This is a genomic window from Gemmobacter sp. 24YEA27 (assembly GCF_030052995.1).
GTDB lineage: Bacteria > Pseudomonadota > Alphaproteobacteria > Rhodobacterales > Rhodobacteraceae > Pseudogemmobacter.
In genome coordinates, this window is sequence record NZ_JASJPW010000001.1 from 1,029,287 (window position 1) to 1,055,137 (window position 25,851).

Genomic DNA, 25,851 nt, shown 5'->3' on the forward strand with positions numbered 1-25,851 from the left:
GTCAGCACGGCTGACCTATATGTTGATTTGGCAGGAGCGTGATCAAAAATCCTCTAAGAAGTCACGAAAATAGGTCAGCATGAGTTCCGAATCTACCTATTTGCCCGCCATAAGCGCGATCAGCGCTGCCGTTCCCACGATGATTCGCCACCAGCCAAAGATCGCATAGCCATGGCGGCTGACATAAGAGAGCACCCATTTCACCACGAGAACCGCTGCAAGGAAGGCCACGGCGAAGCCGACCGCGATATCCCAGACCGCGCTGAAATCGAGATCATGGCGGCTTTTGAACAGATCATAGGAGACTGCGGCGATCATGGTCGGCAGGCTCAGCAGGAAGGAAAACTCGGCCGCAGCGCGCTTTTCGACGCCCATCAGCAGGGCGCCGACAATCGTGGCGCCAGAGCGCGAGACCCCGGGGATCATCGCGATACACTGGCAAAACCCAATGGCGAGTGACTTGCCCAGTGGCAGTTCCAGCGCGTCGAAATGCTTCGGCTTCGGCGCGATACGGTCCACCACCAGCAGGATGACGCCGCCGATGATCAGCATGATCGAAATCAGCTTCGGCGATTCAAACAGCACGCTTTTGATATAGCCATGCGCCAGCAACCCGATCACCACAGCGGGCAGAAAGGCCAGGGCCACTGACACAATAGCGCGCCGCGCCGCCATATCATGGCGTGCATCCATGAAAAGCCGCCCGACCTTGACCGCAAATACCGAGGTCAGCGCCAGGATCGCGCCCAGCTGGATCACCACCTCGAAGGTCCGGCTGTCCGAGGTGAAGCCAAGGAAATGCCCCGCCAGCAGCAGATGTCCTGTCGATGAGACCGGAATAAACTCAGTGAGCCCTTCCAGGAGACCCAGAAAGGCGGCGATCAGCGTGTTGTCCAATATCTCAGACCTTCTTCAGGTTTTTTGCCGAGTTCTTGATGGCGGCATATTGCCCGGAGGGACGGAAGCGCCACAGGTAATCCGGAATCACCGCTTCAAAAGCGGAGGCGGTCACGCCCAGATCGGCGAAGCCGCGCGCGCCGTCAGTGACCACATTATCGGCCTTCAGCATCTTCAGCTGATCGCGGGTGAGGATCCTGTTGACGATAAGGCCACCGGTCAGCACTTCGGCCATGTCAAAGCCGAAGGCCGGCAGTGACATCAGCCCGCCTGGCAGGTTGAGGATCAGGCGACGACGCTGGATCACCGGCAGCATGCGCTGCAAAAGATCCTGGAGCGGCATCGCTTCGGGCCCGCCCAGCTCGTAAATCCCGGCAGCGGCATCAGAGGTGACGATATTGACCGCGGCCAGGGCCACATCATCGACCCAGACCGGCTGGAAGCGGGTCTGGCCACCGGCAATCGGCAAGACCGGCGCGAATTGCGCCATGCCGGCGAATTTGTTGAAGAAACTGTCTTCCGTGCCGAAAATCACCGAGGGGCGCAGGATGACCGCACCTGGGAATTCCGCTGCGATTGCGGCCTCGCCGGCGGCCTTGCTGCGGCCATAAAGCGAGGCGCTGCCGGCATCGGCCCCAAGCGCCGAGATATGGACCAGCTTTGCGACACCGGCCTCGCGCGCGGCGCGGGCGATGATCGTGGCGCCGTCGACATGAACGGCCTGGAAGTTGTTCCGGCCGCCGCGGCGGAAGGTGCCGACACAATTGACAACCGCATCCGCGCCAAGGGCTGCGCGTTTCACACTGGCTTCGTTGCGGATATTGCACAGGATCGGTTCGACCTGGCCCGGAGCGCCATAGGGTTTGACGAAGATCGCTTCATTCGGGCGGCGTACCGCGACGCGGACCCGCCAGCCAAGACCGGCAAAGCGCCTCGCGATATAGCGGCCGACAAAGCCCGACCCGCCGTAAATGGTGACCAGCTTGCTCATGCGGAAATCTCCCCTGCGGGCGTCGCGTCCATTCCCCGTTCCATAGCCCCCGGACGTCGGGCCAGCAAGCCCAAAGCCCAATGTGAGGCCCGTGCCAGCCGGCCTTTCGCACGAGTGTCAAAAATCTTGCGATTTCAGTGCGAGCCCGTGTTGACAACCCTTTGCCCCAGGGCTACATCGCCCTCACTGAAGCGTGCCCAGATGGCGGAATTGGTAGACGCACTGGTTTCAGGTACCAGCGCTGCAAGGCGTGGAGGTTCGAGTCCTCTTCTGGGCACCATATCTCTCTCTAAGAGATTGATTTTGCTGAAAAAGCCCCCGCTCTCGGGGCTTTTCCCGTTCTAATACCCGCCAAAACGAAAATGACTAATCACCACCATTAGCAACCAACATTGAAGCAGATTCGCCCCCGACCGAAGCCGGGGGCTGGGCACTATTTCACCCTTTGAGCGTTCGGATATCGCTCAGGCTTCGGCTGAAACGGTGAGCCGCCTCCTGAAACCGTTGGCCGCCATCTCGAAGCGAAACAGCCTCCCGCCGTACCGATGATCTGGCCGGACGCTTAGCCCGATCAGCGATGACCGGTCCTGGCGAATCTACGTGAATGGCGACCACCCCGGGCGGTATGATCTGGACGGGGCAGCGCACCGGTACGCCATAGCGGGCGGCGACCTCGGCCCGGACCTTGTCGGAATAGCTCATGGGCTGGCCTCCGCATTTTTGGCGCCATGAAGCATGTCGATCCCGGCATTGAGCCGGATCAGCGCGGCCTCACACCCTGAGGCCAGCGCCTTCCTGTCGTCGTCGGGCTGGTGGCGAGTGGTCATTTCCAGAAGCTGGACCAGATCGCGGGCGCGGGTAAGTTCATCGAGAGCGTCGAGGATCTGGGTCATTCCGACACCCCAACCAACGCGCGGGCCTCGGCCCAGAAGGGATTGCGGTCATAATCGAGGCAGGTGAAATCGCCGTGGCAGTGAGATACCAGCGCCTTCGCGGCCATGTCCTGCGCCGATTGGCACGGCAGGGCGAACAGCTGATCCTCAACCTCATCCCGTTCATTGAAGAACAGGCGGTCAAGGGCTTCGTCCTCACCGTCGCCATCCTTCGGGTCATGAGTATAGGCACGAGCTGATGCGCTGATTTCTACGTACCTGCGATACAGGGCCATGATCGGCGTCTCGGACAGGGACAGGGTGCAAGCGCCAGCCGGGATTGTGCAGCCCAGCACCACGGCAGGCGCGAGGGAAAGAATGTCGCGCCGCTTCATACCTCACCCCTCCTGCGCTGCTCATTGACTACCGCGCTTCGGATGGTGCTGTGATCCCGGCCAAGAGCCATACCGATCCTGGGGTAGCTCATGCCGTGGCGGCGGGCGATGTAGCAGACCAGGGCGCGCAGCCTGAAGTCCTTCTGCTTACGGCTGGGCCCGAAGATCACCGCGGGCTTCACCCCGGCCTCTTTTGCCACCTGGCGGGCGATCTCGCGCACAGTCACGCGCTCCATGCGCATTGATGCTTTGTCAGCCTCGGTGATCATGCCGGCACCCCCGATTTGATCAGGCGCAGGGCGTGGCGCAGATAGCTGGCGGCCTCGGCGATCTCGCGGGGGCCCGGCTGCGGCGCGGTGATCGCGTCCAGCGCAAGGGCAATGTCGTCGTGCAGCTGGTCACGGCGAACGGGCGGCAGATGGAACTGCCCCATATCGTGCTTGGTCATGGTTTTTTACTCGCTGGTTCGGGCTTCTCAAGGCCCTCACCCGAAACGGTCGGGCGGCCGGGGGAGAACCTTGAGAACCTGCCAGCGAGACAGGCCGAATGCTTTTATGGTTTCCCACTGGACAGCGCATCCGCCCCCGGCCTATAAAGACCGAGTTCGGATCGCCCGCCAAGGCACCCGTAATGTTCACCGCCCCATCCTCGCCAAAGGAAGGGCACCTCGCCAAAGGTGATGCGGTTATCGCTAGTCAGGGTTCTCAAGCCCACTGACCAGCATTCCATGCTACAAGCCGAAAAGCAAGCCTGCCCTTCGGGGCAGCGGCTTTGCTTGTCCATTGTGGACGCTGCCCGCGCCGATCCCCGCCGAGTGCGGCATCCCTGACATGGCACCCGGCCGGCGCCCGTGATAGCCCTGCCTCTCATGAAGAAGGCGAGCAGCACAGTGCCTCAGGACGAGCAGCATTTCACCGTGATTGACGACGACGATATCCGTTTCCTCAGCACACAGCTGCGCGGGGTAAAGCAGGCACGGGTACGCTTTCTGGGCGGCACAACAGAATTCCATCTGGAAGTGATCGAGGTGCTACTGGCTCTGGGAGTGTCTGCCACCACGGAACGCTTGGGAATGATCGCGCCCTACCCGAGGCGCCGGTTTGGTATCCGCTACAAGGGCGACAGCGCGATCCTGACCGTTGCGCAGGATGCTGCGCTTATGGGGTGAGTTCCCCTTCAAATCTCGAGCCAATCGCTCATCCACACTGGACAGCAATCGCTCCCGAAAACGGGGAGCAAACCCGGAATTGTGGGTTTGGGCCAGACCCCGAAATCGGGGTGTGAGGTCGGGACGCCGTTCGTACCAACTTCCCAGAGCGGGGATCTCCGCTTTGGGGGGGGGGCGGTCCAAGCCTGGTTTTACCCCGGGACTGGGCGAAATGGGTCTTCCCCCACTTCCGGGGATAACTCTCACCGATAGTGGAAGTTGCTTTGAGCCCTTAGCCGTCATTCATGTCTGGAGAGCGCATCGAGAGCCGACTGCTTTGCACGCTCCCGCTCACAGCGAAAAGTATCACTTTCTTCAGCACCACTCCAAAGAGCTTCTAGCTCAGTTTCCTGGGCTTCCAACCGTTCAAGCGCAAACAGGATTCGCCGTTTAAAGTTTGGTAATTTGAGCATTCGCTCCGCTTCGCGCTGGATGCCAGCCTTGCGACCTTCCAAGGAAGGGTGTGCGGGGGATCCTCCAGCAATCGCAACAACTTCGCACATTGCCAAAAAGGCCTGTTCTACATCGGCTGGAATGGACTTCTTTCGATCCGAATATTCCCCGATCTGAGAAAGTGGAACGGTAACGGCCATGAAGCCAAGCCTGTCGAACAGGCCGAGCCAATCACCTGCGGAATCGTTTTCAAAAATGCCTGCCCCCCACGTGCCCATGGCGAATCCTTCTTATTATCTTGTGGTGGAAGACAGTCATACTGAAAAGGCGAATGGCAGCAATGTCCCGCATAGCCGCCTGTCGCCGAAACGAAAAGAGCCGCCCACGGCATCCCGGGGCGGCTCTCTCAATGTGCCTGTGGGGCATATTCACCTCAGCGCGGCGATCTTCCCCGGCTGAGACACTCAGTCATGTCAGAGCTCGAAGAGAAATGTATCCTGAGCCCCGGCGCACTTACGAGATCGGTTCAACCTGGCACTCGTTTTGACGTCGCTCCCCCCCCATATACCTCACAGTCGCGGGAACATCCCGAGCGGCTCGATGGAGGACCCGACAATGGGTACCGACAGCACCAAGCCAAGCATCAATCTTGCCCGAGCCGAGGACGACAAGCTCCGTAACAAGTATCAGGCGGAGAAAGCTCAGGATGCCTCTGACGAGGCAGATCGTACCGCAAGGGAAATGGTCGATGTTGTAACCCCATCCGAACAGGAGCTGGGCCACAAGCCCGGAACAGGCAACTGAATATGACCATGTTCTCCCAGAGGAATCATTTCGACCTTTCTGAGTTCCTGAAAGTGCCAGCGAGCCCGGAAACGCGTCAACATATAAAACTACTGAAGCGCCGACATCTGTTGACATTGCAGTTGCCCGAAACGGATGCGGTGATCGCAGTCAGAAAACCCGTCGCGCGAAAACGCTGATTGATAAGCCCGCCCCTCAGGCGGGCTTCTTCATGCGCCCCGGGCAGAACTGCCCAGGCAATCACGCGCATAGACTCCACATGTAGAGCCAGCGCATAAGCTCATCATTCAACCAGTGAGTGTGTGATGGATCTGTATATGGTGGCCGCCCTTCTGGTGGTGGCGTGGTTCTGGTTGAAGGTATCAGCGTAAGAGTGAATGGCCCCACGTGGGGCCTTTTTCATGCGCTCACTCCGGTGGCCGACCCGAGACGCACCTTCCCGCAACTCATACCGATCCCACGCTGCCTTGACGACGAAGCTGTCAGAAGCTCCAGCTATTAGTCAGGAACCAGCAGCCGAGAATAGCCGCTGTCAGAAGAAGCATGTTTCCTTGTGATCTCATCCTCCGGGCCCTTCTCCGGGTTGCGGCGCTTTCGACAAGAAACGGAATCAGAGGTCGATATGTCATTGCTCTCATCTAGGAATCCACGATGACGGCGCCACGGCACAACCATGGCGAAACTGAGTCCGCGCGGGAGCGTACCGGCTCCGAACCGCGGTTCCGGCACACTCCCGCCTGTTCTTACTTGACGCCCCACCGGGCGAACACCGCGCCAGAAAGGCCCACAGCGCCTGCGACGGCCCCGATCAGCGCCGGCAGATCCAGCGACAGCACATGACTGGTCGCGTTATAGCTGACGCCCCAACCAGATATCAGCGCCACGGCGGCGGTTAGAATTGGGGACAGGATGTAAATCACCATCCGGACAATGATGTTGCTCATAGTTCAGGCTCCTTTTGCCATGGTGGAAATTGCGGCCCAGGTCATGGCTCCGCATATGCCGTCCGGCAGAAGCTGCCGGCGGGATTGGAAATCGATCAGGGCGGCGCGGGTGCGAGGCCCGAAGATCCCGTCTGCCACCACGCCGAGCGCAGCCTGCACCTCGCGCACGTCCGGGCCGGTCGCGCCCTGCCGCAGTATCGGGCGCGCTGATGGTGACGGCGGCGGCACAGGCTGCCCCAGCAGGGCGATCCCGACCTCGCGCCGCAGTTCATCCCCGATAGCGATAGGATCGCGCGGGCCGGTGCCGCGCAGTGGATAGTCGAAATCCCATTTGTTCTTCTGCTTGACGCCCAGGGTGATCTCGACCTCGGCATGGCTCAGCACCGTGCGCCGCGTGACCGGGATGCCGTATATCCGGCAGAGCCGGGCCATCTCTTGCACGAAGGCATCGACCTGCGCGGGCTTGACCGGATGAGTCCAGGAGGCGGGCTTGCCCCAATCGGCGTTTGCCATGGCGCAGATTGAGACGCCGATGCTGCCCGAATTGAGATTGAGACAGTGGGCCGCGTAGGTTCCTGCGGTCAGCGCGCGACCCGGCGCGTTGGCCGAAATCGGGTGCTTGCCGTCATGCGGCTGGCCGTCGCCGTCAATCAGCCGGTGATAGGCCACGAGGTCGGTCGCATTCGGGAAATAGGCGCCGCCGGTATGGTGACCGATGATGCGATTCATCATGGCGTTTCTCCATAGAAAAAGGCCCGCCGAGGCGAGCCGATGGGTGGGGATGTGAAAAAGCCCGGCGCTGCGGCCGGGCTGGAGGAAGACTGTTGGCGCCGTCACAGTGCCTCTTTCGTGACCGACTCCTTGCAATCCGAGGAGTGCTGAAACTAAGGAGGTGAAGGAAGCTCCGTCGAACGCTCCGGCGCGCGATCAGCCAGAAATTAGCGTCCTCGTGCAGAGATTTTTCAGATGATTGAAGTTATTGTCGCGTTTCTTGCACTCCCCACTGGGCTGAAGTTCATCCTGATCCTCGCGGCGATGCTCACAGTGAAGCGCTTCGAATGGGCAAACGGAGACGCAGAGCGAATCTGGAGATCTCGCCCCTTCAAAGTTATGGTGCTGGGTTTCTATTGCACTCTCGCCGCGGTAATGCTGATTGCGATAGTGTCGAAATTCGTGGGCTGGTCTCCGGCCACAGTGCTACTGGTGGCGGTGTCGTTGGCCCAGGCGACCATAGCATGGTTAGAGTGCCCCATCTCAGATCCGGTCTTCCTTGACGAAAACGGGGATAAGCTCGTGATGGCCTACCAGAGTGAGCGAGCGAAGGTTCACAGCATCAAGTATCCCCGGGCACCTCGAAAATGCTTCTATGTTTGGCTTGCTGAGGTTGCGACGCTACTCCTGATTTGGCTTATGCCAGACTTGTTGCGGCCCTTCTGAGCGACTTCCCCAAATAGTGGTTGATCAGTGACTATCCGCCAAAGGTCTCTGGTCTTTGAGCATCCCGTAGATCACCCCTCGCGCCCGGCGCTCACGGCCTAGGCTGCAACTTCTCCAACTGCGCCTCGATCCGGCTGATCCCGCTCTGGATGCTGCGCAGATCGGATTGCTGCCCGGCCAACGCCAGTTCTGCCGCCCGGATCCGTACTTCCCGGGCGCTGGCATCCGAGCGGATTGTCGAGAGATCAGAGGCCAATGTCGCCTCCATGCGCCGCTGATCGGCTTCAAGCCGCCAGATGCCTGCCTGCGTCCAGATCACTGCGGAGAGCGCGCCGGCAAACACAACCACCGCCTGCAGGATCGCCCCAGCATTGATCGTTCCGTCATATTTCAGGGCCATATATGCGCCTCCAGCGCTACGGGATTTCACGAATATCGGGAGAAGCTCAGAGCGGGCACACTGTGCATGTCGGCAGGGCTCAACCTGGTGCCGAAGCGCGGCCCCGAGGTTCCTGGCCGGTCGGGGCAACGCGAACAGGCGGGAGAGGCACCCTCATGCCCTCCCGCCGCCTCCTGCGCGTCAGATGATTGCGGCGATCACCATCGCCCATATAGCGGCCCCGCCGAGGATCGGCGGGACCAGCAATCAGCAGGGGGTCATGTCAGTACCGCATCAATCCAGCCGCAAGTCCTTACCAGTTTTCCGGCGACCGTTCCGTCGAGGGTCTGCATTGCTGGAATGAAATGCGTTCTGTCCGTGAATACCTGCCGAGGCAGTCGCCCTCGCTCCATATCTGAAAGATCGTCGACGGTTGGAGTCAGGCCAAGCTCGTGAATAGCAGTTTTGTACATCATCTTATGGAAGTCGATGTAGATGCCCGGCAAAGCCGTAGTCATAATTCCCATGTATTCATGGTGCGCATCAAAGGCGGCTTCATCTTCGGCAATAAGAACCGGATCTGACCCGGAATAAAATCGGCCCAGATACCTCCCTCGAAACAAGACGCGGCGCTGCTGTGAAATTTGATAATCAATAATTCGGAACACCGCATCTCGGGATGCGATACGAGCGATTGGGGTCGAGATGTCATTGTTTCGATCCGCCGGCATGATGGCGATTCGATTACGATTGACCTTAGTTCCGGGAAGGGCCGAAGTGCCGGATAGCGGCGCCAGCACAACGGGCGCGCCGATGACAGCAGATTTCGCCGCACCAGGTACCGAACGCGTAAAAGTCAGAACTGGAGAAGATCCTGCAGTGGTCGAGAGAACACCCGCGATACCGTCAATGGAGAGATTGGCAGTGCCAGCCATCGCTGACCCACCATTGAGCAGCGGATTGACCGACAGCTTAACCTCAACCCCTCCGGATGCCGGGATCGTTGCGGCCTCTGTTAGCGTGATGGGCATAAGCCCCAGGACTGAGGATATCTGGTCTGTGACATACCCGCCACGGTTCACCCTTGTGGTATTCAACCCCGTTTCGGCCTGAATAGCTGCCTGCATAAGGGGAGAGGCCATGCTGTCACCGGTCAGGAAAATTGCCTGATCAGGAAGAATGCTTTCGCTCTCTCCGCCGCCAGCAGCGTGTAGCCCATACCTTTCGACGACAATAGGGGCCTTGGTGTGTTGGCCGGTGATCCCGATCTTGACAGTGCCAGCAGGGATGGTCAGCAGATAGTCCACGAATATCTGATCTTCGGTAGTGCCTCTCGCTTCATTTGATATTCGCGCACCTGCAGCATTGTAGTAGACTGCCAGAGTAGCGGAGACCCCATTGAACGTTGAAGACACGCGCACCTGGTCGGTGTCGGACACATCGAGATATCCGCAGGAAAAGGTTGAGCTCGCGGCCTCGTTCCCCGTGGAATAGTGGATGTAGAAGCCCTGCTTAAGTCCGATGTCCTCAGCGCCCCAAGAGGAGAGCTTTGTGTAGACGTCATCAATTCGAGCAGCATTATCGCGAATGGCGACATCTTGCACCGACTGCGAGATAAGGTCCGGTGAAGAGACCTTCAGAACCGGCGGAACGGAAAGGCTGACAAGTGCCATGCGCGCTGCGCCGGGTGGCCGCGTGAGGGTCACGTCAGTAAAAGTCTGTTCGGCACCGGTGCCCCGGTATTCACGACCGAGGAAAGCGCCCGTAGCATCATAATAGACCACCCCTGCCATAGCTGTCGCCGAGGTGCGGAAGCTGGCGATCAGTGTCCCGCTCGCAGGAATTTCGAAAATCGGCGTGTATCTGAATGGCGTGCCGGTCGTGACCAGATTGCCATTACCTTGGTTGTAATACCCGCCGTTCGACGTGGTCAGTGGAAAATTGACAATGTCTCGCATCGCCCTATCTAAGGCATCAACCTCAGCCTGATCCGCTTTGCCCGCCAGCGGGCTTGCCCCGGTGTCGGCCCATGCGGTGCCGGTCCAGCGCCAGATACGGCCCGGGGCGGGCGCGATCTGATACACCCGCCAGTCGTCCGGCAGACCGGTCAGCGCCTGGCGCGCAGCTTCATCCGGGACGGACTGATCCCATCCCGCCGCGCCAAGGGCGGCATCGGCAGCGGCCTGCGCCTGTGCGGCTGATCCGGCGGCGGCGGTCTCGGAGGTGGCGGCAGAGGCGGCGCTCTGTGCGGCTTGAGCAATGGAAGCATCCAGTGCGGTGAGGTCGAGAACCTCAGTCAGGATGGAAGCCGGAACGCTTGGGATTTCGATAGCCATCAGACTACCTCCTGCATGATTACGAACATCTTGCCGTCCGGTGTGACCCAGGCAGCTCCAGACGTGGGGTTGATCAGGGCGACAGGGCGCAGCACGGGGACCGGCGGGCCGCTCCCCCGTATCGCAATCGTGGTCAGTGAGAGGCCAGGTCCCAGCATTACATTCCCCTTGACCCTGCTTGAATCAAAACATGATGGAATTGAGCTCGCACCTGACTGAGCTCATCCACCTCCAGAGGCGCAATATCCTCAAGGTCGCCAGCCGCCAGCCAAACTGGAGCATCATCGGGCCAGCCATAACGTAGAGGTGTATACTCGACCTCGCCAAAGTAAGCCGAGCTTGGTCTTTCGTTAACACCCGCAAGGTCATGGAAAATGTGTCGCTTGCCATCTATCTGTTCTGCATTGGGCTTTACCAGCCAATTGCCACCGCGCCGCAGCCTTACCGTCGCCTTGATCCACATGTCACATGCCCCTCACTGCGTTGATGATATTGCGCGCCATCAGCCCATGACCGGGGCGGTTGGGATGCAGCCCATCCGCGAGAAACTTGCCGGCATCCGCGCGCACGAAAGGCGCATAGTTGTCGATCAGGTCCAGTGTGTTATCCTGCGCCGTCTCCAGCAGCATCTGCCGGATATCCCCCATCGTGCATTTGAAATCGGGCGGGCCGTCCAGCGTCGGGCGGTTGGCGCACATCATGATCAGCTTGGCCGTGGGCGAGAGGGTTTTCACCGTGTCGATCAGCGCCTGCGCATGTCCGCGCGCCTCGGACAGCGTATAGGACAGGTCCGGGCGCTTGCCGCGGTCATTGGTCCCAAGCTGGATGAAGATAAACCCGTCCTCGGCATCAACCGCCAGACCATCGCCGAAGCCGCCCGAGGTCAGCATATTGTTGCGATAGGTCATAAAGGACGTGCCGTTGATCCCCTGATTGGAAATCACGATCTGGCGGCGGAACTCGATGGCATAGGTATAAAGCGACTGCGTCGCCCCGGCCCCGGCATTATTCACCGTGCGGATCTCGATATCCGCATCAACGGTATAGCCGGGTAAGGCGTGGTGGCGACGGGTGATCGCGGTATTACCATCCTCGCCCAGCGTGGTCGAATAGACGCCGCCAAGCTGCAACCCATTGACCCAGACCGTATAATCAAGACAGCCAGTCGAAAGCGCGGCAAAGCAGAAGGTGAACTCTTTGCCTGTCATCTTGAAGGCATATTTGCCAGAGCTTGTGCCGCCCGATCCGTCAGTAAACCGATGCTGCGCGCCGTAGGGATAGGCGGCGTTATAGAGCACCTGCTGCGTGAAGCTGCCCCCGGTGATCGTGACAGCGAACTTTGGCCCTGCCGGGAACACCCCATCGGTGCGCGAGAAGGTCGCGATACTCTCGCCCGATGGGCTGGCGGGCCAATTCGAGAGGACCGGCGCGGCCCCGTCCGCATACTGCTTGCCGATCCAGCGTTTAAGCTCATTGGCCCAGGAGGCCGTGTTGTAAAGGTTCCTGGCATCCGAACCAGTCGCATCGCGCGGCGTATCAGCGCCGTTCTCGGGCAGAGTTTGCCCCCAGGTTATGCTGTCGCCCAGAAGGCTGATTTTGAGGTATTGCCGGAAGGGGTCGCCAAGCGCGCGGGCCAGTTTGGCAATCTGGCCGCCAAAGCGCCAGACAGCCGCCGGGGCGTCGTCCAGCTCACCCAAAACCAGCGTGGACCGCCTCAGTCCTCCGACCGAAAAGAAGCCGTTGATGTATTTGTTGCCGGCGGGGATCGCGGTGACCACAGGGGCTGCGATTTCTCCCATGGCGCCAGGTTGAATGCCGGGCAGGTTTGCGATGTCTGAAAGGCCGCCCTTGATGAACGAATAGGCCTCGCCGATATCCTCACGCCACGAGGGCGGGGCGATGGTGAAACCGCCGCCCAGCACGTCAATAGGCAGCCCATTGAAGGGCCGAATATGCCGCCCCTCTCCATTGTGACGATACCAGAGCTTCGCCTTGCCGCTGGCGGTTCGGATGATGATCGAGGTGTCGCCGACCCACGTCTCGCGCCCCGTGGCGATGCGATGGCTGGCGGCGCCCATCACGCCGTTGAGGATGTTCTTCTTGCTGCCGTCCGGGGCGATGAATTGCACCGTGGTCACGCGCTGGCCGATGCGGCCCGGCACGATCAGCCAGGGGCCATCACCTTGCGGCATGGCGCGCGTCAGGGCCTCGCCAAGCGGGCCGTGCGGGAAGTGGCGCCAGGGAGCCTCATGGACCAGTCCCAGCTCTTCGGGGAAGCCCTTGCGCGCGAGGTATGGATGCTGCGCCTGCTGGCTGGTCTTAGCGATATCGGCACAGACGCGGGCGACAGCCTCGCGCTCTTCCCGCTCGCGGCGCTCTGCCCCTGGGTCGCGACGGCGAACCGCAGGCGTGTAAATGCCTTCCTCGCCAGCCCGGAAGGTGTGTTTTTCGCCGGTCGCCCAATTCCAGCAGACCCCACCCTTGCCATCATCAAAAACGAACACGCGGCCTGATTTATTCGTTCGAGCCTTGCCTGTGACCGGGCACTGAACCCACTTTCCAGGATGGGTATTGCGCGGAACTTCAATCCCTACCGCCTGGCAACCCGCATGTAGTGCGTCAGAGAATGACATATGGATCATGTCCGCCTCCGCTTGCTGCCTTTGCGGAAGCGCTGTTGCTCGCGCTCGATCAACGCATAGGCGCCCTGGTCAGCAACCTGAGGCGGCGCGGTGCCCCACGCTCTGGCAGGCCAGTCGTTCGGGTAAACACCGTGGAAGATACCCTTTGCCCATTTGAGCGCATGATCCGCGCCCCTGGTGCTGTGCCCGTGCGTGTAAGCCAGTGCAGCCAGCCAGACGGCCTTGGGGTCTTTCAGGCAATCGGCCCGCAGCCCTTTGCGCGCTGTGAGGCCCAGCGCCTCAGGATCAAACTCGCGCATCGACCCTTCGACGGCGACGATCTCAGAGCGGGCTGGTCGCTCATAGCCGCAGGCCAGACAGCTACCGGAGCGCAGGACACCTGAGCATTGCGGGCAAACCGCTTTCTCCCGCGTGGTCTCGTCGCGCTTGCGGGGGGTGCTGTCGCGCTTCTCGGCCTTCGATAGTTCGCCTGGCCCATTTTCCCAGACATCGAACATATCAACGGCAAAGCGCTCGATGTTGCCGGAGTGGTCAAGCCAGAGGGCTTTGTCTTTGCCTTCGTGCGAGCGCATGATGCGCCCGATCTCCTGTATGTGGCTGGAAAGGCTTTTGCGATACGGGCGGCAACTGATACCGCAAAGGATGTCGGGAACGTCGAAACCCTTGGTCAGCGCGGCGCAGGAAACCAGACCGTGAATGATGCTGTCGGGCCGCTTGAACTCGGCGATTTTCGCGGCTCGATCATCGTCAGATCCATCCTTGTAGCTCACCTGCTGGAAATTGAACCCGGCATCTGCAAACGCCCGGCAAAGCACCTGACCGTGATCGACCGTGGGTGAAAATACGATGGTCTTGACCGGCCCGCCGAAATGCTCGCGGGTCTTTTTGATCCATTCCTCGACCACATTGCCGATGATACGAATACCAGCTTCACCGGCGCTGGCGCCTGAGAATTCCCCCATGCTGATGCTCAGATCTGCATCGTCCGGGCTCTTGGCGACATAGATGGTCGGGCGAATGAGGTAGCCGCTTTCGATGAGGCGGTTGGTCGAAATGACATTCACCATTCCCTGCCACGTGTTCCCCATGCCGGAAGCAAAGGGGGTGGCGGTCAGGCCGATGGCTATAGCCTCAGGATGCCGGTCCATGAAAGCTAGCGTGTCCGCATACTGACAATGGCATTCGTCATAAATGAACAGGTTCGGGGATCGTGGGAGGGTGCGTTTCGCGAGCGTCTGCACAGAGCAAACCTGAACATTTTCACGCGGCGACCAGCGATCATTGATGCCCTGCACAACCCCGTGGCGGATGCCATACTTGTCCAGCGTCCTTGAGGTCTGGGTGACCAGCGTACGCTTTCTGGGCGGCACACCAGAATGCCATCTGCAGGTGATCGAGGTGCTGCTTGCGCTCGGCCTGTCCGCGACCTCGGAACGCATGGGGATGTGCGCAAAGCAACAGGCCGCGCCTGAGGCCGCAGAGGCATATGCGAGAACCCGAAAGGACATGCATGATGCGCCTGATCTCGGCAATGACCTGACGCTGCTCGCCGCTGGCTGCATGAACGGGACGCAAACCAGCGGTGAGGCGCTCTACGATGCTTCGCGGGCGGCGAGGGCTGATCATGCGGCGGTACCGGCGGTCTCGCTGGTTGACCGCGTGGTGGTGAGCGGGGCTAGGCTGATCGCGCTGATCGATGCGGGCTGCGCGCGATGATCATCCTCTGCGGCAAACCCCGCTACGTCAGTTCGATGCCACCAATCGCGCGCTGGATCAGGCCGGGATCCGGTATGGCGTGATCGACCTGACCGGGGAGGCCAAGGCTATGGACTATGTCCAGAGCCTTGGATACCGGCAGGTGCCTGTCGTGGTCATCGAAGAGTGCCGGCACCGGGCAGGGTCTCAGCCGGGAAAGATCGCCACGCTGAGGTGACAATGCCGGGAAGCCCGGCAATGAACTCGTGCAGGGGTTGCACAGGTCGTCACCTTTTAGACCAAATTTTCGAACAAAAAGTCTGCTGAGAGCCGCCCCGGGATGCCGTGGGCGGCCCTTCAGCAACGCCATCCCGATGTCTGCCATGCAGGCTCCCGTCGCTCCTGTTCGCTCGATCAATCCGCTCTTTGCCCGGAGACAGTCCGGCACGACAAACTATCAGGACTATCCCTGTTACGGGGGATCGTATATCCGGGTTCGCGAGGTATTCACTCCGCCCGCCGCACACCCGGCGCTGGCCGCCACAGCTGGAGCAGAAGGAACCTGAGACGATGAACGCCCCGGTCCTCACGTCTGCGCTGGCGCTTGGCGATGCCGCCCTGCCTGGCCTCGACGATCTTCCCCGCATCCGCCACGTCCCGGGCGAGCTGAGTTTCGAGGGCCACCGCATTGCCCTTCCTGCTGCGCGACTGGATGTGGCTGCGGCGATCGCGGCCGGGAAGCTCGACGAATGGGTTGCAGTCGCTCGCTGGATCTCAGACCGCCTGGGTCCAGACCGCGCGTTGATCATCTCGCATGGCAATCCTCTGCGCGACCTGGCACTGCTGGGCGCGGCCCAGGGGCTGTTTTCCTATGGCCTGACCTTCGCACAGGCCCTTCAGCGTGTTTTCGTCGGGGACTATGCCCTGATCGGGTCAGCTTCGCTGTGCATCTTTGCCGATGCCGACATAGAGGAACAGTTCCGCCGCGCCTATGTTCCCCATTACACCGGTGTCCTGGCTTCCGATGGTCCACAGGCCATCGTCCGCGCGCTGGAGCCCGTGCGCGCCACCCCGGTCAGCCTCCAACCATCCGGGAAGACCGGCTCGGGGAAGCTGAAGGTATTGCTGATCGCCTATTTCTCCGGCCCATCCAGAACGGTCGGGGTGCAGCGGATCAATTACTGGCACGCTCAGATGGAAGCCCTGTCGCAGGGAGAGGTGGAGATCACCCTCGCCACGGCGACACCATGGCCGAACCCTCCCGAGAATGTGCGGATCATCCCCGACCGGGGCCCTGCCGTGCTGATCAGGCCCGACGGCAAGCCTGAAAGCTGGGCCGTTCCCTTCCTCGACAGCGAGAAGCTGAATGCCAAGAGCGCCTCAACGCTTTCCTATTACTGGCGCATCGCACTGGAGCGGCATTTCGAGGCCGCAGACGATCAATACGACGTGGTGATTCTGTCAGGCAATCCCTTTGCGGTCTTCGACTTCACCACCTGGGCCAAACGCCGCTGGTATGCGCGGGTGATCCTCGATTACCGCGATCCCTTTGCCAACAATCCACGCATGGCTTTCACGCCGCAGGCGCGGGAAGCTGTCCGTTACCTCGAACAGGGCTATAACCTCCAGGCCGACCTGGTGACCGTCGTCAACGACGACTGCGTCGCCAAAGTTGAGTCGCTGGAAGATGTGCCGGTCAAAGTCATCCCGAACGGCTTTGACGAGCGCACCCTCGTACAAGCGCGGACACGCTGGCGGGAGGCGGATTCGTCTATCCACTTCGTCCATGCCGGGACGATCTTCCATGATCGCTCGCCCACGGCGCTGATCGGGGCGCTGGATCCCATGCGCCACCGGTTGCATCACATCGGTAACCTCGCAGGCATCGATCCCGCCGACCAGGAGGCGCCTCAGGTGGAGCTGCACGGCACGCTGCCCTACCCCGAAGTGCTGGGCCTGATCTCGCAGGCCGATTGTGGCATCGTCTTCGTCTCGGAAACCGGATTCGAAACGCCAACCAAGCTTTACGACTACCTGGCCTATAGTCTGGACATCCTGATCGTCACCCATGGCCCACTATATGGCGGCGCGGTTGCCGAGGTGCTGAAAGGGCTTGAGGGAATCTATTGGGCACAGAATACGCCTGAGGGACTTGCCTCCTTCATCGCTGATTATACGCCCGCGGTCAGGCGGCGCGACGTGTCATATAATGACCGGTTCACTCGCCGCGGCGGCACCCTCGAACTGCTTGAGCAGATCGGCCGGCTGACCGGGCATTCCTTCGCCCAGAAGAAGACGGGAATGGACGCATGACGAAATCAATCCTGACTGTGGTCGGCGCCAGGCCGCAATTCGTAAAGGCGGGAGCGGTCAGCCGGGCGCTGCGCGCCCACCCGGAACTAACCGAGTGGATCGTTCATACGGGCCAGCACCACGACGCCAATATGTCCGACATTTTTTTTACCGAAATGGATATTCCCGCCCCGCGCTGGAGTCTGGACATTCATGGCGGCCAGCACGGCGAGATGACGGGCCGGATGTTGGCGGCATTGGAAACGGTCATGGTTGAGAACCGCCCGGACCTCGTGCTTGTCTATGGGGATACCAACTCCACCCTGGCGGGTGCGCTTGCGGCGGCAAAGCTGGGCATTCCGATCGCCCATGTCGAGGCGGGGCTGCGCTCCTTCAACCGTGCCATGCCCGAGGAGATCAACCGCGTCCTGACCGACCACCTCAGCGCCCTGTTGTTCTGCCCCACTGGCCTCTCTGTGCGCAACCTGGCCGCCGAGGGAATCACCGGACCGCAGGTGCATGAGGTGGGCGATGTCATGTTCGACGCCACGCTGCATGCCCGCGGCCTGTCGGCCGCCCGCTCCGATATCCTCAGGGACCTCGGCCTGACGCCGAAGAGCTATTGCCTCGCCACCATCCACCGGGCGGAGAACACCTCCTCGCCCGAAAAGCTGGCACGGGTTATCGCCTATCTGCGCGAGGCCGCGGCGGCAGAGGGTGTTCCATTGGTGCTCCCCCTGCATCCGCGTACCCGGCAAGTGGCCGCGAGCCTGGATCTGGATGGGATCATGGTGATTGAGCCGCAGGGTTATTTTGACTTCCACCGACTTCTCGGTGATGCCCGGCTGATGCTTACTGACTCCGGAGGGGTGCAGAAGGAAGCCTATTTCCATTCCGTTCCCTGCGTAACGCTGCGTGACGAAACCGAATGGGTTGAGACGATCGAAGCCGGCTGGAACCGCCTCTGGACACAGAAAGGCCAGACCGGGCGACGGTCGATTCCCGATTACGGTACAGGCGACAGCGCCGGTGCCATCACCCGCATCCTTTCTGACTTCCTCTATCGGAGTCGCTGACCGGACTTCACCAAGTGTAGCTTTTGCCTCGTGCTGGTCATTGTTGCATAACTCTGGCTGTAAAGGATTCAAATTTTGAATCCAGGGGGTCAGACGGTCCACATTGGCAAACCATCACCGGCCCGCCTGACTGCCGAAATCCAGATCTGCATCGCACTGATCAACCGTAGCTCTAACCTCGGAACGGCAGGGACCGTCCGCGTGGGGTGATGACAGCCGGGAAAGGGGGGCATCATTTCTCCGGCGGGAATTGCGCAATAACGCCGAAGCGAGTTCACTCTCCAACACGGACGGGCTGATCGCCTCAGATGTGGGAGGATCTCAGCGATCCTGGGCCATCAGCAGCGTCCATAGTGGGCATGCCAAGCCGAACCCCGCAGGGTTGTGCCTGATTTCCGAACTGAGCGGGAGCATTGTTTCCGTGGGCGTCGAAACCCGGACTGAGATATACCCGACTGCCGATTTTTACGGCCCACCGTTGGCGCGGAGGCGTTGGGCGAGCGCATCCTTGGCGGGATGCAGGACGACAGCCTGGCGACCGTCCGTCGACCCATGGCTTATGTCGGGGAAGGCGCGCCATGCAATACCCTTTTGGGGCGAAAAGCGTCCCACCTGTCTTCAGCAGGTTTCGAACGTCCCGGCGCCAGGCTGTCGCTGGCAGAAGGCCATCGAAAGCCGGTTCTGACCGCGAGTACGAAAACCGTGACCAGGCTCGATATGGGGCAGTTCCATCTGCCGCCCGCTCGCCGTGACCCGTTGTACGACCAAGTTGCCCTTGCTCTGGACGCGATCACCGCGCCCGCGCCCGGCCCCGGCGAGATTGCCGAGGCCGTCAGCTATCTGCGCCACGCCCTGCGCCTGATCAAATCGGGGGTGACGGCATGATAACCGAGGGTGACAAGGCATCGCTCCGCATGGAGCGCGTGACTGTGCGCGAGATTGCCCGCCAGGTGGCGAAAGAGGCCGGGGTGAAGCCTGCGGTGATCTTCGGGCCAAGCCGCAAGCAGAAGGACTTCAGGCTGCGCGCCCTGGTCTGCTTCACCCCCCGCCGCCACGGCATGAGCTATCCCAGGATCGGCATGGCTCTTGGCCGGGATCACAGCACCATCCGAAGCGCGGTAGTCAATGAGCGGCGCAGGAGGGGTGAGGCATGAAGCGGCGCGACATTCTTTCGCTCGCGCCTGCCGCGGTGCTGGGCTGCACGATCCCGGTTGGCGCCTGCACCCTGACCCTGTCCGAAACGCCGATCATGGCCCTGCATCGCAGGTACGTGGACATAAATGATGCCGCTCGGGCATATGTTCACGACGAGATTTCCGGCGAGGGCGAAGGCGACGCAGTCGAGCGGCTTTTCTTCCGGGAGTGGGATCGTGTTGAGGATGCTATAACGGCGATCCCGCCCACCACCGCACAGGACATGACGGCGAAGACGCTGGTCGCGCACTGCCATGGCGATTTCACTTGCCTGAACTACGATACGTCGCCGTTCTGGGCCGAGGCCCGCGCGCTGGTGGGGGGAGACGAATGCGCAAAACCCTCGACGCTCTCGATGAACTGACCGGCGGGCGCGATCTGGTTCAGCTACTCGTAATGACCACCCGCCACCAGCCCGACGACGACCGGAAGGCCTTGGCCCTCAGGGTGTGAGGCCGCGCTGATCCGGCTCAATGCCGGGATCGCCATGCTTCACTGCGCCAAAAATGCGGAGGACGGCCCATGAGCTATTCCGACAAGGTCCGGGCCGAGGTTGCCGCCCGCTACGGTGTCCCGGTCCGCTGTCCGGTCCGGATCATCCCGCCCGGGGTGATTGCGGCTGACACCGATCCATGGACATCAGTTGGGGCTGTCCGGCGCGGGCGCCTGCTCACCGCCAAGGAGCGCTTGCAGATGGCTGAGCTGCGGGACGGCGGCGCGGGCTTCCGGGAGATCGGCCGGTATCTGAACCGCAGCTACAGTCACGCCTAGAGCGTTCTGGTCTGCTTCGCGTGACAGACGAATCATCCCTCGGTTGCGACGGAAGGTGATTTGTCGCGCTGACTTAATGCCGCCAATGGTTAGGATTGGTGGTCGTCAGTCGTTTTGATATTGGCGGGCAGGTAAGCGGATATCTCGGGAGAGATCCGAAATTTCCAGTTAAAACAAACATTTGTGCTTGAAAGTGGTGGCGAGGGAGGGACTCGAACCCTCGACCTTGCGATTATGAGTCGCACGCTCTAACCAGCTGAGCTACCTAGCCACTGGGCGGGGGATATGCGGGCCGGTCAGGAGCGTCAAGGGGGTATACGCGCTTTTTGCTTCAGTTTGCGGACTCAGCTTTGCCAGGACCATGGGCGATGCGGGGCCTGCCGGTTGCGGTGACGGTGACGGTGGCTTCGATAAACAGGATCTGTCCCTCGACTCCCGCCTCGGAAATCTCGCGTCTGGCGGTAAGGTGAAGGTCGACTGCCCCTGCCTCACGCGCGCGGGCGGCCGCCTCGGTGCGCAGCTCGGTTTCCAGTGCCTCCAGCGCCGCGTCGCGGTCGCCATAGGCTTTGGGGCCAGTGGTGAAATGCGCCACAAACCGCCCCTGGGCCGGTGATGTCACAAGGCCCGAGACGCGCTGGCTGACCTGACCTGCCACGGCCCCGATCGCATTCGCGACACCGGCATGTTCCGGCAGGATCATCTCACAGCCAAGACGCGCGCCCACCGCGCCATAGTAGGACGGCGCCGAGGCGCCAAGGCCGATCACCGGCAAGGCCAGTCGCGCTGACAGCGCCATGACGCCCTGGTGCTGGTCAAGCCCCGCCACCAGTAGCGGATGGCGCGCCAGTGCCGCCGCGTCTTCGTCACTGAATCGCGGGTCTTCGGCAAAGGCGGCCTCCAGCAGGCAGCCGGCGGTCTGGGCGGTGACCTGGTCAATGATCCGCCGCGCCATGTCTTCGGCGCCGGGTGCGAACCGTTCGCCCGCGCCAGTGCGGCGCAATGCCAGCAGACGCAGCGCTTTTTCGGCAGCCTCCCGGTCCCAGTCGCTCAGGCGACCCGCAACATGGCTTGCATCCGAGGGGGTCACGCCGGAAAGCATCACCAGCCCGCGCGCGACAAGGCGGTCCAGGGCCGCTGCTTCGAGCCGCGAGGTCAGCGCCTTCGCGACCGGCATCGGTGCGGTAATCCGCTCCAGCAGGGCGCGGTCACGCGGGCCAAGGCCACCGGTCTGTTCGACTCCCCGCATCGGCACGACGAAGCGGCCGTCATATTCGCCTGGCGCCGGGCCGGAAAGCCAGCGCTCCAGCGCCTCATGCACCATATCGCGCGCCGTCATCGCCAGCAGGGAAACCGGCAGCAACCGGCGCGGCCCGAGGCGCAGCCGCCCCGAGAGGCCGTCACTGACCAGATGCACTTCCGAATCGCCGCCAAGGCCGGTGGTGCGCATCGCCACGGCCTCGACCATGGTGCGGAACCCGCCGACGCGGGCGCCTTCGGGATCGATTTCGGGCAGGCCACCGCGCAGGATCGCCACATCGGTTGTGGTGCCCCCGATATCCGAGACCAGCGCGTCCTGCGCACCGGTCAGCCAGCGCGCGCCGACAATCGAGGCGGCGGGCCCGGAGAGGATCGTCTCAATGGGACGCTCGCGCACCATCGCGGCAGAGATCAGCGCGCCATCGCCGCGCACCACCATCAGGGGCGCATCAACGCCGATCCGGGCCAGATGGCGTTCGCAGGCGGCGACGAGACGGTCGATCATCCCGATCAGCCGCGCGTTCAGCACGGCAGTCAGCGCGCGTTTCGGGCCATTCAGCCGCGCCGACAGCTCATGCGAACAGGTGACCGGGCGGCCTGTCACCTGGCGGATCAGGTCGCGCGCCGCAAGCTCATGCGCGGGGTTGCGGGTGGCGAAACGGGCGGCGACGGCAAAGCCCATCACCTCGGGGCCAAGCGCGGTCACCTCGGCCCTGAGCCGTGCGAGATCAGGGGGGGACGCCTCTATTCCGGCATGGCTGTGGCCGCCGGCAATGCGGATCACCGGATCGCCCTTCAGCGCATCAGAAAGGCCCGCGCGCGCGAGGTCATCTTCATCAAAGCCCATGGTGATCAGCGCGACACGGCCGCCCTGGCCCTCGACCAGCGCATTGGTGGCCAGCGTCGTGGACAGCGAGACCAGCGCGATCTGCTGCGCCGATACGCCCGATTGCGCCAGCGCGCCATCGACGGCACCGCCGATGCCTTCGGCCAGATCATGCCGCGTGGTCAAGGACTTGGCTGTTCCCAGAATGCGGTTCTCCGCCTCGTCCAGGATGACCGCATCGGTATAGGTGCCGCCGGTATCGACCCCGAGGAAAAAGGCCATGACCCGTCCTTCACTGCTGTTCGTTGCGCGCCCCTTGCTACTGCGGCAGGCAAGGCGGGTCATCCCCGGAAGCGACGTTTTCCGCCCGCTTTCGCGTCGCGGATGACAGTTTCACCGCTTGTTTGCGCCGGGATGCCACCGGGATGCCCAGCTGCTCGCGGTATTTGGCGATGGTGCGCCGGGCCAGTGGTGCGCCGGCACCGGCCAAAGCTTCGGCCAGGGTTGCATCGGTCAGGGGCGCGGTCGGGTCTTCGGCTGCGATCATCTGCGCCAGCGCATCGCGCATCGCCGCCCCTGCCGGCCCACCCTTGCGCACGGCGGGCGAGAACATCGCGCGCAGCCAATAGACCCCGCTTCCGGTATCGACCGAGGTGCCCTGGACAAGCCGGCTCACCGTGCTCTGATGCAGGCCAAGACTTGCCGCCACCTCGCTCATGGTCATGGGGGAAAGCGCGCGCAGCCCCTGTTTCGCAACCAGCGGCTGGCGGCGCAGGATCTCGGTCCCGATGCGCAACAGCGAATTGTTGCGGCTTTCCACAAGGCGGATCACCTCGCGCGCGGCAGCGCGGTCGCCCGCTCCTGTTGCGGGCTGCAGCCGGATCGAAGGCAGCGCCGAATGGTTCAGGCTGAGTTCCGGCCCCGAAGATCCCTCGCGCAGCACAAGGTCCGGTTCGGCCACCGGTGCGGAGCCGGGCTGAAACCGCGCGCCGGGCTTCGGGTCATAGCTGCGCAACATGCGGATGCGGCGCGCGATTTCCTCGGCCGTTGCGCCGGTCTTTACCGCCAGCGCCTCCAGATTGCCGGCCGCGACCAGCGTCAGATTGGCCAGCACCGCCTGCATGACCGGGTCGAGCTCCCCTGTGTCGTGGGCCTGGAGGCTCAGGCATTCCGCAAGGTTGCGCGCAAAAAGCCCGGCGGGTTCCATCGCCTGGAGCTTAAGCAGCACCGCTTCAAGCGCCGCCGGTGTACTGCCGGTATCGCGGGCGATGCGGCTCAGCGGCGGCCCGAGCCAGCCGCTAGGTTCCAGCGCCGAACACAGCGCCAGCGCCAGCGGCATTTCGGCAGGCGCCAGCCGCATCAGTGCCACGCCCGCCGCGACATGGGCCTGCAACCCCGGCGCGGGGGCGGCCAGCGCCTCTGTCCCGCCACCCGCCCGCGATTGCCGCGACAGCGCATCATGCCAGCGCGGCGCCCAGATCACGGGCAGCGCCGGCGGAGGAACCAGCTGCAATTGCGGGTTTTGCGCGGCCATATCCTCGAGCCAGATGCCAAGCGAGCCCGCATCCGATTTCAGCATGGAAATCGCGCTGACCAGAGACAGGTTCAGCGACAGGCGCTGTTTCTGGGCGATGGTGATGCGGTTGCGCTGTTTCATGGCGCGACTTTGCCGGGGCGCGGGCGGCACTTCAATCGGCAAAGAAGGCCGCCTGGCCTGGGTCGCTTTGCGGCTTCTCTCTTGCCGCGCTTTGCGCCAGAATTGACCGGGCAATGCCCCTTTGCCTGCTGTGTCCCATGTTCCGCGCGTCTCTGTCCCTGATCCTTTTCTGTTCCTCCCCCGCGCTTGCTGAAGGCGAGGCGAAGGCTCCGGGTCCGGTGGCCACGCTGGCGCTCGCGCTCAGGCTTTATGACCAGGCCGAGGGGCAGGGCGATGCTTTGGGCATGGCGGTCGCAGCGCGCCTTGCGGCGACGATCCGCCAGCGCGAGGCGAGCCATTGGGAGCGGCAAAGTGGCAATTATGCCGGGCCGGTGCTGCATGGCCAAGGGGCGGCGGGCCTGCGGGCGACGCCTGATCTGCTGACCTCTGGCGCGGCCTGGTCGGGCGCGCTGTTGATGGCCGAAGAAGATGAGGCGCTCAGCGATCTGCTTTATGAACTGCCGCCGCCGGTGCTGCGTGGTGGGGTCAGCCAGATGGCGGCAGAGCTGAAGCCCGGGCGCGAGGATCGCTGGTCGCTGCCCTTTGCCGGACAAAGCCCCGCCGAGATCGCGGTCTTCGCCACCGGGACAGAAAGCGATGCACCCCAAAGCGATGCGGGCACAAACGATGCGGGCGTGAACGATACGGGCGCGGGGGGCACATTGCTCTGGGCGGTCGAAGATGGCGCGGGCGGCGTTCTTTGCCCGATACGGCCCGTTGCCGCCAATGTCTGTAGTTTCACCCCGGCCGAGAATGGCTTTTACGAGGTGGTGATCGCCAATGCTGCGGGCGACTCCGCAGCGCGGGCCGGGGCCTATCTGCTTGTCGCCAACTGACGGGCGCGGATGAGCGCATTTGTTACCGCTGCGTGACTTCCCAAACCCTTGCCTGGCTGCGACACTGCCTGAACGACCCCTGACGAGGAGCCGCCATGTCTTTCCCTGCCTGTTCCGCACCCCGTCGCCTTGCTGCGGGGCTGTTTGTTGCGGCGCTTTTCGCCGGTCAGGCCGTCGGCCCGCTGGCCGCCGAAGAGGCGAAAGGGCCGAATATCACCACAGGGGCAAGTGGCGCGGCGGGCGCAGTGGCGACGCTGGCGCTGGCGCAGGAGCTTTTCGGGCTTGGCCGTTCCCATGGCGATGCGCTGACCGTGCTCGCCGCCGCCCGCCTCGCCGCTTCGGCAGAGGTCTCGCCCGGCAAGGAGTTCAAACGCAGCACCAGCGGTGAGGGCGAGGCCGGCCCGGATGCGGCATCCGCCCCCGCAGATGCGGGTGCGATGTTCGACCTCGCGCTGACCCTCGCCGCGCAGGATGAGTTTCTGACCGATGTGATCCTTGAGGCGCAAACCGCCACGGCCAGGGGCCGGATCGGGGGCGCCTTTTCGCAACGCGCCAGCCTGGCGGCGGGGCGGACCGATAACTGGGAAATCCCCTTCACTGGCGGCGCCTATGCCGAACTCGCTGTACTTGGCAACGGGACATCCGATCTCGACATCATGGTCACCGATGAGACTGGCAATGTCATCTGCTATGAAGGCGGCCAGGAAGACAGGCTCTATTGCGATTTCGTGCCCTCCTGGGACGGGTTCTTCTTTGTCGCGGTCGAAAACAAGGGCGCCGCCGCTGCGGCCTATGACCTTGTGACCAACTGAGCCGCGCGGCTGCACCGAAACCAGAATCCCCCGGACGCCATGCCGGCTCCGGGTTTTTCCTGGTGCTGCGAGGATGCCTTCGGGCGCCGGACGGATCCG

30 protein-coding genes and 2 tRNA genes are annotated in these 25,851 nt (G+C 62.4%); 14 read left to right on the top strand and 18 right to left on the bottom strand.

What is annotated here, in order from left to right:
• Positions 1-96 precede the first annotated feature (96 nt).
• Positions 97-900: an undecaprenyl-diphosphate phosphatase gene (locus QNO18_RS05060; protein WP_283178748.1), complete on the bottom strand. Its 804-nt coding sequence runs from the start codon at positions 898-900 to the stop codon at positions 97-99.
• Position 901: 1 nt separating this feature from the next.
• Positions 902-1,888: a complex I NDUFA9 subunit family protein gene (locus QNO18_RS05065; RefSeq protein WP_283176802.1), complete on the bottom strand. Its 987-nt coding sequence runs from the start codon at positions 1,886-1,888 to the stop codon at positions 902-904.
• Between the two features lie 195 nt (positions 1,889-2,083).
• Between QNO18_RS05065 and QNO18_RS05070 the strand changes: the two genes are divergently transcribed.
• Positions 2,084-2,168, top strand: a tRNA-Leu gene (locus tag QNO18_RS05070).
• Positions 2,169-2,326: 158 nt separating this feature from the next.
• Here QNO18_RS05070 and QNO18_RS05075 read toward each other — a convergent pair.
• The 5 genes from QNO18_RS05075 to QNO18_RS05095 are packed head-to-tail and all read right to left on the bottom strand — an operon-like array spanning position 2,327 to position 3,603.
• Positions 2,327-2,590 (bottom strand): hypothetical protein, encoded by a 264-nt coding sequence (locus tag QNO18_RS05075; RefSeq protein ID WP_283176803.1) that lies wholly within the window; start codon positions 2,588-2,590, stop codon positions 2,327-2,329.
• Complete coding sequence (locus tag QNO18_RS05080) at positions 2,587-2,781, bottom strand: hypothetical protein (RefSeq protein ID WP_283176804.1); 195 nt, start codon at positions 2,779-2,781, stop codon at positions 2,587-2,589. The genes QNO18_RS05075 and QNO18_RS05080 overlap by 4 nt, the downstream gene beginning before the upstream one ends.
• Positions 2,778-3,155 carry a hypothetical protein gene (locus QNO18_RS05085; RefSeq protein WP_283176805.1) on the bottom strand — a complete coding sequence of 126 codons (378 nt, stop codon included), beginning with the start codon at positions 3,153-3,155 and terminating at the stop codon, positions 2,778-2,780. Before QNO18_RS05085 ends, QNO18_RS05080 begins: the two co-directional genes overlap by 4 nt.
• The gene (locus QNO18_RS05090) at positions 3,152-3,424 is read right to left on the bottom strand and encodes a helix-turn-helix domain-containing protein (protein WP_283176806.1); all 273 of its coding nucleotides are present in this window, start codon (positions 3,422-3,424) and stop codon (positions 3,152-3,154) included. The genes QNO18_RS05085 and QNO18_RS05090 overlap by 4 nt, the downstream gene beginning before the upstream one ends.
• A complete protein-coding gene (locus tag QNO18_RS05095; RefSeq protein ID WP_283176807.1) occupies positions 3,421-3,603 on the bottom strand; it encodes a hypothetical protein in 183 nt (60 codons plus the stop codon). Before QNO18_RS05095 ends, QNO18_RS05090 begins: the two co-directional genes overlap by 4 nt.
• Before the next feature lie 441 nt (positions 3,604-4,044).
• Between QNO18_RS05095 and QNO18_RS05100 the strand changes: the two genes are divergently transcribed.
• The gene (locus QNO18_RS05100; RefSeq protein WP_283176808.1) at positions 4,045-4,323 is read left to right on the top strand and encodes a hypothetical protein; all 279 of its coding nucleotides are present in this window, start codon (positions 4,045-4,047) and stop codon (positions 4,321-4,323) included.
• A 278-nt stretch (positions 4,324-4,601) separates the two neighbouring features.
• On the opposite strand, the gene QNO18_RS05105 is transcribed toward QNO18_RS05100, so the two are convergent.
• Positions 4,602-5,033 carry a DUF4259 domain-containing protein gene (locus QNO18_RS05105; RefSeq protein ID WP_283176809.1) on the bottom strand — a complete coding sequence of 144 codons (432 nt, stop codon included), beginning with the start codon at positions 5,031-5,033 and terminating at the stop codon, positions 4,602-4,604.
• 337 nt (positions 5,034-5,370) lie between these two features.
• Between QNO18_RS05105 and QNO18_RS05110 the strand changes: the two genes are divergently transcribed.
• Positions 5,371-5,559 carry a hypothetical protein gene (locus tag QNO18_RS05110; RefSeq protein WP_283176810.1) on the top strand — a complete coding sequence of 63 codons (189 nt, stop codon included), beginning with the start codon at positions 5,371-5,373 and terminating at the stop codon, positions 5,557-5,559.
• A gap of 743 nt (positions 5,560-6,302) precedes the next feature.
• Here the strand turns inward: QNO18_RS05110 and QNO18_RS05115 are convergent.
• Together QNO18_RS05115 and QNO18_RS05120 are read right to left on the bottom strand one after the other, a co-directional pair.
• A complete protein-coding gene (locus QNO18_RS05115) occupies positions 6,303-6,503 on the bottom strand; it encodes a hypothetical protein (RefSeq protein ID WP_283176811.1) in 201 nt (66 codons plus the stop codon).
• Between the two features lie 3 nt (positions 6,504-6,506).
• Positions 6,507-7,235 (bottom strand): peptidoglycan-binding domain-containing protein, encoded by a 729-nt coding sequence (locus tag QNO18_RS05120; RefSeq protein ID WP_283176812.1) that lies wholly within the window; start codon positions 7,233-7,235, stop codon positions 6,507-6,509.
• A 234-nt stretch (positions 7,236-7,469) separates the two neighbouring features.
• Between QNO18_RS05120 and QNO18_RS05125 the strand changes: the two genes are divergently transcribed.
• Complete coding sequence (locus QNO18_RS05125) at positions 7,470-7,940, top strand: hypothetical protein (RefSeq protein ID WP_283176813.1); 471 nt, start codon at positions 7,470-7,472, stop codon at positions 7,938-7,940.
• Positions 7,941-8,031: 91 nt separating this feature from the next.
• Here the strand turns inward: QNO18_RS05125 and QNO18_RS05130 are convergent, their stop codons facing one another.
• The 5 genes from QNO18_RS05130 to QNO18_RS05150 all read right to left on the bottom strand — a co-directional run bounded on the left by QNO18_RS05130 (position 8,032) and on the right by QNO18_RS05150 (position 14,538).
• Positions 8,032-8,340: a hypothetical protein gene (locus QNO18_RS05130; RefSeq protein ID WP_283176814.1), complete on the bottom strand. Its 309-nt coding sequence runs from the start codon at positions 8,338-8,340 to the stop codon at positions 8,032-8,034.
• Positions 8,341-8,597: 257 nt separating this feature from the next.
• Positions 8,598-10,655, bottom strand: a complete 2,058-nt coding sequence (locus tag QNO18_RS05135) for a hypothetical protein (RefSeq protein WP_283176815.1) — start codon at positions 10,653-10,655, stop codon at positions 8,598-8,600.
• A 157-nt stretch (positions 10,656-10,812) separates the two neighbouring features.
• Entirely contained in the window at positions 10,813-11,118 is a 306-nt protein-coding gene (locus QNO18_RS05140) for a hypothetical protein (RefSeq protein WP_283176816.1), read from the bottom strand.
• Between the two features lies 1 nt (position 11,119).
• A complete protein-coding gene (locus QNO18_RS05145) occupies positions 11,120-13,159 on the bottom strand; it encodes a GDSL-type esterase/lipase family protein (protein WP_283176817.1) in 2,040 nt (679 codons plus the stop codon).
• A 134-nt stretch (positions 13,160-13,293) separates the two neighbouring features.
• On the bottom strand, positions 13,294-14,538 hold the full coding sequence (locus tag QNO18_RS05150; protein ID WP_283176818.1) for a helicase-related protein: 1,245 nt from the start codon (positions 14,536-14,538) through the stop codon (positions 13,294-13,296).
• A gap of 76 nt (positions 14,539-14,614) precedes the next feature.
• Here QNO18_RS05150 and QNO18_RS05155 point away from each other — a divergent pair, with 76 nt between their 5' ends.
• From QNO18_RS05155 to QNO18_RS05190, 8 genes are all read left to right on the top strand, one after another.
• Positions 14,615-15,013: a hypothetical protein gene (locus tag QNO18_RS05155; RefSeq protein ID WP_283176819.1), complete on the top strand. Its 399-nt coding sequence runs from the start codon at positions 14,615-14,617 to the stop codon at positions 15,011-15,013.
• On the top strand, positions 14,994-15,230 hold the full coding sequence (locus tag QNO18_RS05160) for a glutaredoxin family protein (RefSeq protein ID WP_283176820.1): 237 nt from the start codon (positions 14,994-14,996) through the stop codon (positions 15,228-15,230). Before QNO18_RS05155 ends, QNO18_RS05160 begins: the two co-directional genes overlap by 20 nt.
• A 332-nt stretch (positions 15,231-15,562) precedes the next feature.
• A complete protein-coding gene (locus QNO18_RS05165; RefSeq protein ID WP_283176821.1) occupies positions 15,563-17,305 on the top strand; it encodes a hypothetical protein in 1,743 nt (580 codons plus the stop codon).
• Complete coding sequence (gene wecB / locus QNO18_RS05170; RefSeq protein WP_283176822.1) at positions 17,302-18,360, top strand: UDP-N-acetylglucosamine 2-epimerase (non-hydrolyzing); 1,059 nt, start codon at positions 17,302-17,304, stop codon at positions 18,358-18,360. The genes QNO18_RS05165 and wecB overlap by 4 nt, the downstream gene beginning before the upstream one ends.
• 492 nt (positions 18,361-18,852) lie before the next feature.
• Positions 18,853-19,245: a hypothetical protein gene (locus QNO18_RS05175; RefSeq protein ID WP_283176823.1), complete on the top strand. Its 393-nt coding sequence runs from the start codon at positions 18,853-18,855 to the stop codon at positions 19,243-19,245.
• Positions 19,242-19,514, top strand: coding sequence for a helix-turn-helix domain-containing protein (locus tag QNO18_RS05180; protein ID WP_283176824.1), 273 nt, complete (start codon positions 19,242-19,244; stop codon positions 19,512-19,514). The genes QNO18_RS05175 and QNO18_RS05180 overlap by 4 nt, the downstream gene beginning before the upstream one ends.
• A complete protein-coding gene (locus QNO18_RS05185; protein ID WP_283176825.1) occupies positions 19,511-19,918 on the top strand; it encodes a hypothetical protein in 408 nt (135 codons plus the stop codon). The genes QNO18_RS05180 and QNO18_RS05185 overlap by 4 nt, the downstream gene beginning before the upstream one ends.
• Positions 19,919-20,076: 158 nt before the next feature.
• Entirely contained in the window at positions 20,077-20,325 is a 249-nt protein-coding gene (locus tag QNO18_RS05190) for a helix-turn-helix domain-containing protein (RefSeq protein WP_283176826.1), read from the top strand.
• Positions 20,326-20,519: 194 nt separating this feature from the next.
• Here QNO18_RS05190 and QNO18_RS05195 read toward each other — a convergent pair.
• The 3 genes from QNO18_RS05195 to QNO18_RS05205 all read right to left on the bottom strand — a co-directional run bounded on the left by QNO18_RS05195 (position 20,520) and on the right by QNO18_RS05205 (position 24,065).
• A tRNA-Met gene (locus tag QNO18_RS05195) sits at positions 20,520-20,596 on the bottom strand.
• 60 nt (positions 20,597-20,656) lie between these two features.
• The gene (locus QNO18_RS05200; protein WP_283176827.1) at positions 20,657-22,690 is read right to left on the bottom strand and encodes a hydantoinase/oxoprolinase family protein; all 2,034 of its coding nucleotides are present in this window, start codon (positions 22,688-22,690) and stop codon (positions 20,657-20,659) included.
• A 37-nt stretch (positions 22,691-22,727) separates the two neighbouring features.
• Positions 22,728-24,065, bottom strand: a complete 1,338-nt coding sequence (locus QNO18_RS05205) for an RNA polymerase sigma-54 factor (protein ID WP_283176828.1) — start codon at positions 24,063-24,065, stop codon at positions 22,728-22,730.
• A gap of 137 nt (positions 24,066-24,202) precedes the next feature.
• Between QNO18_RS05205 and QNO18_RS05210 the strand changes: the two genes are divergently transcribed.
• Both QNO18_RS05210 and QNO18_RS05215 read left to right on the top strand, forming a co-directional pair.
• Positions 24,203-24,940, top strand: coding sequence for a hypothetical protein (locus QNO18_RS05210; RefSeq protein ID WP_283176829.1), 738 nt, complete (start codon positions 24,203-24,205; stop codon positions 24,938-24,940).
• Positions 24,941-25,035: 95 nt separating this feature from the next.
• Positions 25,036-25,752 carry a hypothetical protein gene (locus QNO18_RS05215; protein WP_283176830.1) on the top strand — a complete coding sequence of 239 codons (717 nt, stop codon included), beginning with the start codon at positions 25,036-25,038 and terminating at the stop codon, positions 25,750-25,752.
• The last annotated feature ends 99 nt before the right edge of the window (positions 25,753-25,851 follow it).